This is a genomic window from Desulfovibrio sp. SGI.169, assembly GCF_050313595.1.
GTDB lineage: Bacteria > Desulfobacterota > Desulfovibrionia > Desulfovibrionales > Desulfovibrionaceae > Desulfovibrio.
Map to the genome: position 1 here is coordinate 247,929 of NZ_JBNPLS010000001.1, position 12,237 is coordinate 260,165.

The window sequence follows — 12,237 nt, forward strand, 5'->3', positions numbered from 1 at the left end:
CTTTTCCGCCGCGCCCTGTCTGTTTCGTCTGCCTTGCGCCGCCCGTGTGCGGGCCGCGCCTCATGTCTGCCGCCCGCGCGTCCGGCGGGCTAGCCCCGGACGCGCGACGGCCGGTTGCGCGTTGCTATTTCTCATCCACCTGGGGATAGGGCAGGTCAGCCAGCTGCTTGAGCAGGGCGTAACGCTCCGCATAGGCCTGGGCCAGATCGCTCTTCAGCCGCTTGGAGGCTTCGGGGTCGGTCTTGTCCAGAGAGGCGTAGCGGGTTTCGCCCGCCAGGAATTCGCCCAGATCGGCGCTGGGGGCCTTGCTGTCGAGCTGGAAGGGATTTTTCTTTTCCTTGGCGAGGTCGGGGTTGTAGCGGTACAGGGGCCAGTAGCCGCTCTGCACGGCCATCTTGGCTTCTTCCATGCTCTTGCCCATGCCCCTGCGCAGGCCCTGGTTGATGCAGGGCGCGTAGGCGATGATGATGGAGGTGCCCTTGTAGGCTTCGGCCTCGCGGAAGGCTTTGAGCACCTGCTGCTTGTCCGCGCCCATGGCCACGGAAGCCACATAGACGTAACCGTAGGTCATGGCCATGCGGCCCAGATCCTTCTTGCCGGTGCGCTTGCCCGCGGCGGCGAACTGCGCCACCGCGCCCAGGGGCGTGGCCTTGGAAGACTGGCCGCCGGTGTTGGAGTACACTTCGGTATCCATCAGCAGCACATTGACGTCATCGCCGGAGGCCAGCACATGGTCCAGGCCGCCGTAACCGATGTCATAGCCCCAGCCGTCGCCGCCGAAGATCCAGACGCTCTTCTTGGTGTAGAGATCGTCCATATCCCAGAGGTCCTGGGCCAGCGGGCTCGCGAAGCCGTCCAGATTGGCCAGAATCATCTCGCCGTACTTGCGGGAGCCTTCGGGGTCGTCCTTGTTGTCCAGCCAGCCCTTGAGGGCGGCCTTGAGCTCGGCGGAAGCGCTTTCGTCCTTGAGGGCCTCTTCCACGATCATGGCCAGGCGGTTGCGGCGCTGCACATAGGCCAGGCCCATGCCGCAGCCGTATTCGGCGGCGTCTTCAAACAGGGAGTTGCCCCAGGCCGGGCCGAAGCCGTCCTTGTTGGTGCAGTAGGGCGTGGTGGGCGAAGAGGCGCCCCAGATGGACGAGCAGCCCGTGGCGTTGGCGATGAGCATGCGTTCGCCGAAGAGCTGCGTAAGCACCTTGACGTAGGGGGTTTCGCCGCAGCCGGCGCAGGCGCCGGAAAATTCATGCAGCGGCTGCTGAAGCTGCGAACCCTTGAGGGTGTCGCGCGGCAGCAGATTGTCCTTGAGGCTGACATGCTCTTCGGCAAATGCCAGATTGGCTTTCTCGGCTTCCATCTGGCTGTCCAGCGGCTTCATGACCAGAGCCTTTTCCTTGGCGGGGCAGACTTCGGCGCAGGAACCGCAACCCAGGCAGTCTTCGGGATAGACCTGAATGCGGAACTTGAGGCCCTTGAGCTCCTTGCCGATGGCGTCCTTGGTTTCAAAGCCGGCGGGCGCGCCTTCCAGCTCCGCCTCGGAGGCCACCACGGGCCGGATGGCGGCATGCGGGCAGACAAAGGAGCACTGGCAGCACTGGATGCAGTTGGCCGCCTGCCATTCGGGAATATTGATGGCCACGCCGCGCTTTTCGCAGGCCGTGGTGCCCAGGGGCACGAGGCCGGCGGGCTCCATGGCCGAGACGGGCAGCTTGTCGCCCTGCTGGGCCAGGATGGGCCGCACGATGTCGCGGATGTAGTCATCGTCGTCGCAGTGGCAGACCACCGCGCCTTCGGTGGTGTCGGCCCAGGAGGCGGGGTACTTGATCTCTTCCAGAGCGCCGCTGGCCTTTTCGACGGCCGCGATGTTCATGTTCACGACCTTGTCGCCCTTGAGGCCATAGGTCTTCTGGATGGATTCCTTGAGCAGCTCCACGGCCTTGTTGAAGTCGATGACGTTGGCCAGCTTGAAGAAGGCCGTCTGCATGATCATGTTGATGCGGCCGCCGAGGCCCACTTCCTGCGCCACTTTCACGGCGTCGATATTGTAGAATTTCAGCTTCTTGCGGGCGATGGTCCGCTTCATGGAGGCGGGCAGGTGCTTCTCCATGTCGGCCAGTGACCAGTTGGAGTTCAGCACGAAGGTGCCGCCTTCCTTCACGCCTTCCAGAATGTCGTACATGGTCACATAGGCGGCCTTGTGGCAGGCGATGTAGTCGGCCTGGGTGATCAGGTAGGAAGAGGTGATGGGCTGCTTGCCGAAGCGCAGGTGCGAAACGGTGAAGCCGCCGGACTTCTTGGAGTCATAGGCGAAGTAGGCCTGGGCGTACATGTCGGTGTTGTCGCCGATGATCTTCACGGCCTGCTTGTTGGCGCCCACGGTGCCGTCCGCGCCGAGGCCGAAGAACTTGCACTGCACGGTGCCGGCGGGCACGGTGTCGATTTCCTCTTCCACATCCAGGGAGAGGTGGGTCACGTCGTCGTTAATGCCCACGGTGAAGTGGTTCTTGGGCTGGAGGCCCAGCATGTTGTCAAACACGGCCTTGGCCATGCCCGGCGTGAAATCTTTGGAGCCCAGACCGTAACGGCCGCCCACGATGGTGGGGGCTTCGCCCTTTTCGAGGAAGGCGGTGCAGACATCCTGGTAGAGGGGTTCGCCCAGGGCGCCGCATTCCTTGGTGCGGTCCAGCACCGAGATGCAGGTCGTGGTGGCCGGAATGGCGCGCAGCAGGTGCGCGGCCGAGAAGGGACGGAACAGGCGCACCTTGACCAGGCCCACGCGCTGGCCGAGGCCGTTCAGGTAGTTGACCGTCTCCTCGACCACCTCACAGGAGGAGCCCATGCTGATGATCACGCGGTCGGCTTCCGGATGGCCCACATAATCAAAGAGGTGGTATTTGCGGCCCGTGATGGACTCCACCTTCTTCATGTTTTCAACCACGATGCCGGGCACGGCGTCGTAATAGAGGTTGGAGGCTTCGCGGTTCTGGAAGTAGATGTCGGGGTTCTGGGCGGTGCCGCGCACATGGGGGTGTTCGGGGTTCATGGCGCCGGCGCGGAACTCGGCCACCTTGTCCCAGTTCACCAGGCTCTTGATGTCTTCGTAGTCGATGACTTCGATTTTCTGCACTTCATGGGAGGTGCGGAAGCCGTCAAAGAAGTGGCAGAAAGGCAGGCTGGCGTCAATGGCCGAAAGGTGGGCCACCAGGGCCATGTCCATGCACTCCTGCACCGAGGAGGCGCAGAGGAAGGCGAAACCCGTCTGGCGGGCGGCCATCACGTCCTGATGGTCGCCGAAAATGGACAGGGCGTGGGAAGCCAGGGCGCGGGCCGCCACATGAAAAACGCCGGGAAGCAGTTCGCCGGAGATTTTGTACATGTTGGGGATCATCAGCAGCAGACCCTGGGAGGCCGTGTAGGTGGAAGTCAGCGAACCGCCGGCCAGCATGCCGTGCACAACGCCCGCGGCGCCGGCTTCGGACTGCATTTCACGCACGATGACCGTCTGGCCCAGCACGTTCTTGCGGCCCCTGGCGGCCATTTCGTCCATCACCTCGCCCATGACCGAGGAAGGCGTGATGGGGTAAATGGCCGCTGTCTCGGAGAGCGCGTAGGCAATGTGCGTGGTGGCGTTATTGCCGTCCATGGTTTTCATTTTAGCCATCTGTTCCTCCTTGGCGCCGCGCTGGCGCGCAATGTTGTTTCCGTATCGGCTCCGGGCCGCCACGAACGACCCGGCAAGGCGCGTGATCAATGAAAAAACCGCGCAAAAGGCAAAGCGCCTTCGGCGTCGGGGCGCCGCCCGCCGTTCTGTGAATCATGCTGGGGCGTGTGCCGCGGGATGAGACAGTTTAACTGATCCGCCCCTGTTCGTCCACAGAAGATTGCCCTGGCGGGCGCTTGTCGCCCGGTCGGCGGGCCGCGGGCAGGCGGGCCCGGTGAAAGCCGGATATGCCTCGGATATGCCTCTTTGCCCCTGACTTCAGACAGGAAGCCTAGCATAAAATTGTTTGATTGAACAGTTAAAAAGCGTGGCGATTGTGAAAAATATTTCTCTTGCCGCCCGTGGTCGGGCGGCTTGGAAACGCGGAGGCGGGGGCACGGACGACACGCGGGGGCAAAAGAGGCGGCAAGGCGGGAAAAAAGGGCCCCGCGCCGTGTTCCTGAGGCGCGGAACCCGTGAATGCCGGACGCGGGTCGCGTCTTACGGTTTCAGGCCCATCTTGGTCACGGCCTGCATGCCGCCCGTGGAGTTGACCACATCGGCGACGCCGTTGCGGGCCAGGATCAGCAGGCTGTCATAGGCGCGCAGGCCCGTATTGCAGATGAGGGCCACCGGCCGGTCTTTGGGCACTTCGCCTGCCCTGGCCGCCATTTCCTCCAGCGGAATGGAGTGCCATTCCGGATGTTCGGCCTGCACGGCCTGGCCGGCCTTGGCCGGGCGCGCGTCAATAAAGAACACATGGTTCTGGCCGCGATTTTTCCACAGCTCCATAAATTCGTCGCCGGTCACGGGCCTGAAGCGCCCGGACAGCACATTGTCCGCCACGTTGGCCACCACGTTGACCACGTCCATGGCCGAGGCGAAGGGCGGCGCGTAGGAAATTTCCAGGTTGGAAATGTCCTCCACCGTGGGTTTGGCGTATTGCAGCACGCCAGCCACGGCGTCCACGCGGGCCTTGAGGGCGTCGCCAGCCGAGCAGGCCCCCTGGATGCCCAGCACGCGGCGGGTGGGCTTATCCACCACCAGTTCCAGGCTCATCATGTTCTTTTCAGGGTAAAAGTGGGCGCGGTCCAGTTGTTCCACGCTGACGCCAATGGCGTCAAAGCCCTCCTTCCGGGCGCGCTCCACGGTAAGGCCCGCGCCGCAGAAGGACAGGCCGAACAGTTTCACCGCCCAGGTTCCCACATAGCCGGGGAAGGTGGCGTCGCCGCCCGCCAGATTGGTGCCGATGACCCGGCCCTGGCGGTTGGCCATGCTGCCCAGGGGCAGATACCCCGGCTTGCCGGTGATGATGTTTTTGATGCACACGCAGTCGCCGCCCGCATAGATGGCCGGGTCGGAGGTGCGCATGCGCTCGTCCACCACCACCGCGCCGAAGGGGGCCACTTCAAGCCCCGCATCCTTGGCCAGTTGCCCGTTGGGGATGAAGCCGGCGGCGAAAATCACAAGCTGGGCGGGCAGTTCGCGCTTGTCCGTGACCACCTTGGCCACCGCGCCGTCCTTGCCCTCCAGCCTGAGCACCTTCTCTGAAGCGTAGACCCGCACCTTGTGGCTTTCGCAGTCATGCGCGGCCATTTTCGCCAGGGAATGAGAAAGCACGCCCGGCAGAATCTGATCCATCATTTCCACCACGCTGACCTTGACGCCCCACATGTCGGCCAGGGCCACGGCCGCTTCCAGGCCGATGAAGCCGCCGCCCACGATGACGGCCTCGCTGACCTTGCCCTCCTGGCAGGCCGCGCGAATGGCGCCGGCGGCCTCCAGGCGGGTGAGCGAAAGCACGTTGCCCAGGTCTTTGCCCTCCACCGGCGGCACGCGCGGGCTCGCGCCCGTGGCCAGCACCAGTTTGTCGTAAGGCAGTTTTTCCTCCCCGCCGCTGACAACATCCCTGACCAGCAGGGTTTTGGCCGCGCGGTCAATGGCCAGGGCGCGGGTCTGGGTGCGCACGGTAAAGCCCTTCATGGCGCGGAAAAACGCGGGGTCGCGCAATGTGTGGTAGGGCGTGGAGCGCAGGTCGTCCAGATTCTGGATTTCGCCGGAAACATAATAGGGGATGCCGCAACCGCCGTAGGAGATGTAGACGTTTTCATCCACAAGGGTCACTTCGGCGTCGGGCATCAGCCGCATGCAGCGGGAGGCGGCTTTGGGCCCCAGGGCCACGCCGCCCACAACAACAATTTTTTCAGCCATAAGAACACTCCTGATATTTATAGATGCTGCCACAGACGCTACAGCCAGCGGGCGAACGGCATGTCAGCGCCCCCGGTAGCGGCGCTGGTCGCCAACCCGCACGGTTATCCGCGTATTGTCCATGTATTCCAGCAGAGCGATGAGATATTTGCGGGACAGGCCCAGCATTTCCTTCAGGCCGCCCACATCCAGGTTTTCATGATCGGCGAACCAGCGGCGCACCTGTTCCAGAACGCCGCCCAGCGCGACGCCGTCATAATAAAGGCCGTCCCTCACCCTGACCAGAGCGCCCTCCTCGCAGAGCAGGCGCAGCACGGGCGCGGCCTCCTTGGCGCTGACGCCCAGCTCTTCCAGCGCATCCTTGAGGTTGGGCGGGGTAAGGCCCGCGCGCTGGTGGGCTTCCAGCAGGCGTTGCCGCAGGCCGGCCTGATCCGCCGCCAGGGTGACTTTATGCTCCGGCAGGCGCAGGCCCTCGCCTTCCACGGCCAGCCGGCCCTGCCTGAGGGCCGCGTCCAGCAGCTTCTGAATCAGTCGCGGCGGCAGATTTCTGCCCCAGCCGGCCCACAGGGCGTTGCGTGAAAAGGCCGGTTTGAGCGGATCCTTGCGGTGCAGGTCCGCCGCGCGCGTCAGGCAGGCCGTCAGCAGATCCGTGAAGGCCGTCTGGCTGATCCAAAGGCGGCTCTCCCTGTCCCAGCAGAGAGCCTCGCCCCTGGAAGACAGCAGATTCAGGCCGGATTCCAGGGCGGACGCGGACAAGGCGGTGAGCGCCTTGAGCCGGGCCTCGTCGGCCCCCTCCCTGCCGCGCAGCAGCAGAACGGCGCGAACCAGGGCCGCGCGCTCCTCGGCCTTGCCGTTGCAGGCGCGCTCGTGCAGGCCGGGCAGGCTTTGCAGCAGGTTCAGCTTGTCGGTCAGCGCCGGATCCTTGCGGCGCAGCTCCGGCGGCAGAGGGCTGACCAGCGTGCCTCCGGCCACGGTACGCAGGGGCGAATAGGCCCGCAATACGCAATGATCGCCAAACACGCCCACCATGTCTTCGGCAAAACGCGCTTCGGCCAGGGCGGTTTCACCGGGGGCCAGCCTGTCGCGGTCGCGAAAAACCACGCGGGCCGGGCATTCGCGCGTGCCATGGTGAAAATGTATTTCCACCCGCTGGCGCAAGGGCCGCGGGGCGGAGGCAAGACAGGTCAGGCGAAGCAGCCAGCGCCGGGAGGGAAAAAGCTCGCCGGGCCGGGCCAGCACAAAACCGCGCTCGATTTCCGTGACTTCCAGGCCCTGCACGTTGACCGCGCAACGCTGGCCCGCGTCCACCGCGTTTACGGCCCTGCCATGCCGTTGCAGGCCGCGCGCGCGGGTGGGCAGGCCCGGCGGCATGAAGCAGGCTTCATCCCCGCTGTGAACCGTGCCGGAAATCACCGTGCCGGTAATGACCGTGCCGTGCCCCTTCATGCTGAACACGCGGTCCACGGGCAGACGAAAAATGTCGCCGCGCCGTCGCGGCGGCGTCTCGGCGGCGCATCGCAAAATGTGGGCCCGGAGGGCGTCCACGCCTTCGCCCGTTGTCGAGGAGACGGGAAAAACAGGCGCGTTTTCCAGAAAGCTGCCTTGCAGAAAGCGCTGAATGTCCTCCCTGACCAGGGCGAGCCAGTCGGGCTCGACCATATCGGTTTTGGTCAGGGCCACAAAGCCGTCGCGGATGCCCAGCAGAGAGCAGATTTCAAGATGTTCGCGGGTCTGGGGCATGACGCCCTCGTCCGCGGCGATGACCAGCATGACCAAGTCCACGCCCGCCGCCCCGGCCACCATGTTTTTGACGAACCGCTCATGGCCGGGCACATCCACAATGCCCAGACGTTCGCCGCCGGGCAGATCCACCCAGGCAAAGCCCAGTTCAATGGTGATGCCCCGGCGCTTTTCCTCTTCCAGGCGGTCGCAGTCGATGCCGGTGAGGGCGCGCACCAGAGATGTCTTGCCGTGATCAATGTGTCCGGCCGTACCCAGAATGACTGCCATAGTTGTCGCTCCTGTCCCGACCGCGCCGTATTCAGGGTCAGCATACACCGGGGCATGCGTCATTGCAAGCGGGGATGGAACAACAGCAATTGATTACAGATATTTTTTGACATCAGCCATGCACTGTCTGGCGCGGCGGCCCCTGCGCCGCTGAACGCGGGCATTTGCCAGCCCCCTGCTTTTATGGGAAAAGCAGAAGACCGGATGAAGAACGGCAAGGAGAAGAAAAACATGCGCGACATTCTGGTGGGCGTCAGCGGGGCCAGCGGCATGCCCCTGGCTTTGTGCGTGCTGCGCGGGCTGGCCGCCATGCCGGATGTGCGAACCCACTGCGTGGTTTCACAGGGCGCGCGCGCCGTGCTGCGCGCCGAATGCGGGGCCGGGGCGGAGCTGCTGACCGCGTGCGCCGAGCATTCATATGAGCCGGACGATCTGGCCGCCGGGCCGGCCAGCGGCTCCTGGTGGTACGGCGACGAGCCAGCGGCCATGCTGATTGTGCCCTGCTCCATGGGCACACTGGGCGCGCTGGCTTCCGGAGCCACGGGCAACCTGCTCCAGCGGGCGGGCGATGTGGCGCTCAAGGAGGGCCTGCGCCTGGTGCTGGTGACGCGTGAAAGCCCTCTTTCGGCCGTGCATCTGCGCAATATGCTGACCCTGCGTGAGGCCGGGGCCGTCATCATGCCTTTTTCTCCCGGTTTTTATCTGCGGCCGCGCAGTCTTGAGGAGATGCTTCTTCAGACCAGCGGGCGCATTTTTGATCAACTGGGTCTGGCGCACAATCTGACGCGCTGGGCTGAAAAATGCATTGAAAATGAGGCAAGAGCATGAGCGAAATTACCTGGTACGGCCATTCGGCCTTTAAAATCAGCGCCCCACAGGCGCATGTGCTTGTTGACCCCTTTTTCGCGCCCGCTTCCGGCGTGACTGTGGAAAGTCTGGGAGCCGTGGACCTGGTGCTGGTCACGCACGACCACGGCGACCATGTGGGCGAAGCCGCGCCAATCTGCCGCGCGACCGGAGCCATGTTGGGAGCCGTCGTGGGCACGGCGTGCAAACTGGCGCAAGCCGGCGTGCCCGAAGCGCAGATACTTAACGGCATTGGCTTCAACATGGGCGGAACCATGGAGCACAAGGGCATCAGGGCCACCATGACCCAGGCTTTCCATTCCAGCGATTCCGGCGCTCCGGCGGGCTACATCATTGAAATGCCCGACGGTCTCGTGGTTTACCACGCGGGCGACACCTGCATTTTCAGCGGCATGGAACTCTGGGGGCAACTTTATTCCATTGATGTGGCCCTGCTGCCCATTGGCGGCGCGTTCACCATGGACGCCCGCCAGGCCGCTCTGGCCTGCAAGCTGCTGGGCTGCAAATCGGTCATTCCCATGCACTGGGGCACTTTTCCTGTGCTGGCGCAGAGCACTGAGGATTTTCAGGCGCAACTGGCCAGGGTCTGCCCCGGTTGCGACTGCATGGCCATGCGGCCCGGCCAGAGCCTGTCCCTTGCATGAGCGGCGCATGCGTTCCATTGCCGCCGCCGCTTCCGCCGTCATGGAAAAAACGCCCCTGATGACGCCATCGCGGAGCAAGCCCGCGACTTGCGCTTATCATGACTCGCGCGCAAAGGCAGGAGCGACTTTTCACGTTGAAAGGCCCGCAGCGCGACAGGCAGGCCGTTCCGCCGCCCAGGCCGCGCCGGTCTGCGGGCCTCCCGCGCGGCTTCTGGATGCGAATGTGACCGGGCGGCTTCACCAGAGCATAATCCACGCCCGCCATATTTTTGCGCTGATATTGATAATAAATCTTATCTTGTCAGAAGCCGCCAAATGGGGTAGGCTGACCTTCCATTGAAGCAGCAATAGCGGAGCGAGGCATGGCCTGCAAAAAAAATATCTCTGTTTATCTCATCGCGTTTTGTCTCTTTCTGGGCGGCGTGGGTTATCTGGCCTATTCCGGCTTTTCGGAAAACAGCGTTTATTTTCTGAATGTGTCCGAGGCCAAGGCCGCCACGCCGGAAAAGCTGACCGCCGCCCGCCTGTTTGGCACTGTGGCTTCGCAGGGCATTGAAAAACACCGGGGAGGGCTGGGCGTCACCTTCAGCCTTGAAGACAAGGACAACGCCAGCCAGACCATCGTGGTCAGCTACAGCGGCGTCGTGCCTGACACCTTCAAGCCCGGGGCGGAAGTCATTGTGGAAGGGGGCATGGGGTCGGAGGGCCGCTTCACGGCCAAAACCCTGATGACCAAATGCCCTTCCAAGTACCAGAAAGAAAACCGCACCAGCTAGCCCACGCGGCCAGGCGCCCCCAGGGGCGCTCCGCGGTCCCGCCGCGAAGCCCGCCCGGGCCTCGCGCCCCTCATGCACGCGTTAAAGGAGCCACATGTACGTTTTTGCCTATGCCATGCAACTTCTGGCCCTGCTTTGCGCCCTTGGCGGCGGCGGCATGGCTTTGCTCCAGCTCTGGCAGGGGCGCGGCGACAGCCCGCGCCTGGCGGAAAAAGCCCACTGGCTCATCAGCGGCGCGCTGCTGCTGGCGTCGGCCCTGCTGCTGCACGCGCTCTTCTGGCATGATTTCAGCCTGCAATATGTGGCCAGCTACACGGACAGGATTCTGCCGGTCTTCTACCGCCTGACCGCCTTCTGGGCCGGTCAGCCCGGCTCCATGCTCTTCTGGGCGCTGGCCGTGGCCCTGAGCGGCAGCATTTTCGCCTGCACCCGGGCCTGTCGCCGCCTGAGCCCCGCCACCCGCCTCTGGTACTGGACCTTCTTTTACACAATCATGGCCTTTTTCACCCTGATTCTGACCAACTGGAGCAACCCCTTCCTGATGCAGAGCCCGGCCCCGGCTGACGGCAACGGGCTGAACCCCCTGCTTCAGAATCCGGGCATGATTTTTCACCCGCCCCTGCTCTTTCTGGGATACGGCGGTTTTACCGTGCCCGCCTGTCTGGCCCTGGCCCAGGCGCTTTCCCACGGGAAGGACAGCGAAGGGCCCTGGTTTCGTCTGACGCGGCCCTTCATCATCCTGGCCTGGCTTTTCCTTACGGCGGGCATCGTGCTGGGCGCGTGGTGGGCGTATATGGAGCTGGGCTGGGGCGGCTACTGGGCGTGGGACCCGGTGGAAAACGCCTCCCTGATTCCCTGGCTCATGGGCACGGCCGCCCTGCACACCCTGATCGTTGAAGAACGGCGGGGCAAGCTGGGCCGGGTCAATGTCGCCATGATGTCCCTGACCACGGTATCGGCCTTTTTCGCCACCTATCTGGTGCGCAGCGGGGTCATTGATTCGGTGCACGCCTTTGGCGACGGCAGCGTGGGCACGCCCCTGACCGTTTTTGTGCTGGCCGGGCTGGCGGTCACCTTCTGGGCGGCCTGCGCGGCCCCGCGCGAGGGCGGGCCCCTGGCCGGGCTGGACAGCCGCGAGGGTTTGCTGACTCTGGTGGCCTGGGTGCTGCTGGCTCTGGCGGCCATTATTCTGACCGCCACCATGTGGCCGGTGATCAGCAAGCTCTGGACCACAGCCCCGCGTGGTCTGGACGCCAATTTTTACAACCGGGTCTGCCTGCCCCTGGGCGCGCTGCTGCTGGTCATGATGGCGGCCTGCCCCTGGCTCGGCTGGAACGGCGGCCTGCGCGACAAGGGGCGTTTTTTCGCCGTGCTGGGCGCCTTTGCGGCCGCCGCCGCGGTCATCTGGGCGCTGGGCTACCGCCGGCCCACGGCTCTGCTGAGCGCATCCGCCGCCATTGGCATTGCCCTGGGCGTGGCGCTGCTGCTGGCTGACAGCGCCGTCCGCCGCAGGCCCGCCAGCCTGGGCGCGCTGGGCGCGCATCTGGGGCTGGCCCTGGCCGCGCTGGGCATCGCCTTTTCCGGCCCGTACACGCAAGACAAGGAAATGCTGCTGGCCAAGGGCCAGAGCGAACAGGTGGGCGGCTATGTCGCCACTCTGCTGGACATTCAGGACGGCCGCCAGCCCGGTTACGAGTATATCGCGGCCCGCCTGCAAATCAGCAAGGACGGCAAAACCCTCGGCGTCATCGCGCCGGAACGCCGCATATACGACAAGTTCGGCAACATGCAGTTCTCCGAGGTGGATGTCATTCCGGGCCTCGGCAATGAGATTTACGGCTCCCTGCTGGGGCTGGACGAGGATTTGCGCGTGCTGGTCAAGGTCAGCGTGGAACCGCTGGTCAACTGGATATGGATCGGCGGCGCGCTGATGTGCCTGCTGCCCCTGCTGGGCCTGCGCCGCCGGGCTTTCCCTACGGAAAAGCCCGAAGACAGCGGCGGGCCGGATGACGGCAGGCCCTGAAGCCGGGAG

7 protein-coding genes are annotated in these 12,237 nt (G+C 64.4%); 4 read left to right on the forward strand and 3 right to left on the reverse strand.

Going from position 1 to position 12,237, the window contains the following annotated elements:
* Positions 1 to 124: 124 nt before the first annotated feature.
* The 3 genes from nifJ to selB all read right to left on the reverse strand — a co-directional run bounded on the left by nifJ (position 125) and on the right by selB (position 7,918).
* Positions 125 to 3,658, reverse strand: a complete 3,534-nt coding sequence (gene nifJ / locus ACQRA4_RS01190; RefSeq protein WP_427821244.1) for a pyruvate:ferredoxin (flavodoxin) oxidoreductase — start codon at positions 3,656 to 3,658, stop codon at positions 125 to 127.
* A gap of 540 nt (positions 3,659 to 4,198) precedes the next feature.
* Positions 4,199 to 5,908 carry an FAD-dependent oxidoreductase gene (locus tag ACQRA4_RS01195; RefSeq protein ID WP_427821245.1) on the reverse strand — a complete coding sequence of 570 codons (1,710 nt, stop codon included), beginning with the start codon at positions 5,906 to 5,908 and terminating at the stop codon, positions 4,199 to 4,201.
* A gap of 63 nt (positions 5,909 to 5,971) precedes the next feature.
* On the reverse strand, positions 5,972 to 7,918 hold the full coding sequence (gene selB / locus ACQRA4_RS01200) for a selenocysteine-specific translation elongation factor (protein WP_427821246.1): 1,947 nt from the start codon (positions 7,916 to 7,918) through the stop codon (positions 5,972 to 5,974).
* 231 nt (positions 7,919 to 8,149) lie between these two features.
* On the opposite strand from selB, the gene ACQRA4_RS01205 reads away from it, so the two are divergent.
* The 4 genes from ACQRA4_RS01205 (at position 8,150) to ACQRA4_RS01220 (ending at position 12,228) form a co-directional block, all read left to right on the forward strand.
* On the forward strand, positions 8,150 to 8,746 hold the full coding sequence (locus ACQRA4_RS01205) for a UbiX family flavin prenyltransferase (protein WP_427821313.1): 597 nt from the start codon (positions 8,150 to 8,152) through the stop codon (positions 8,744 to 8,746).
* Positions 8,743 to 9,429: a metal-dependent hydrolase gene (locus ACQRA4_RS01210; protein WP_427821247.1), complete on the forward strand. Its 687-nt coding sequence runs from the start codon at positions 8,743 to 8,745 to the stop codon at positions 9,427 to 9,429. Before ACQRA4_RS01205 ends, ACQRA4_RS01210 begins: the two co-directional genes overlap by 4 nt.
* 362 nt (positions 9,430 to 9,791) lie before the next feature.
* Positions 9,792 to 10,205, forward strand: coding sequence for a cytochrome c maturation protein CcmE (locus ACQRA4_RS01215; RefSeq protein ID WP_427821248.1), 414 nt, complete (start codon positions 9,792 to 9,794; stop codon positions 10,203 to 10,205).
* Positions 10,206 to 10,299: 94 nt separating this feature from the next.
* Positions 10,300 to 12,228, forward strand: coding sequence for a heme lyase CcmF/NrfE family subunit (locus ACQRA4_RS01220; protein WP_427821249.1), 1,929 nt, complete (start codon positions 10,300 to 10,302; stop codon positions 12,226 to 12,228).
* Positions 12,229 to 12,237 lie beyond the last annotated feature (9 nt).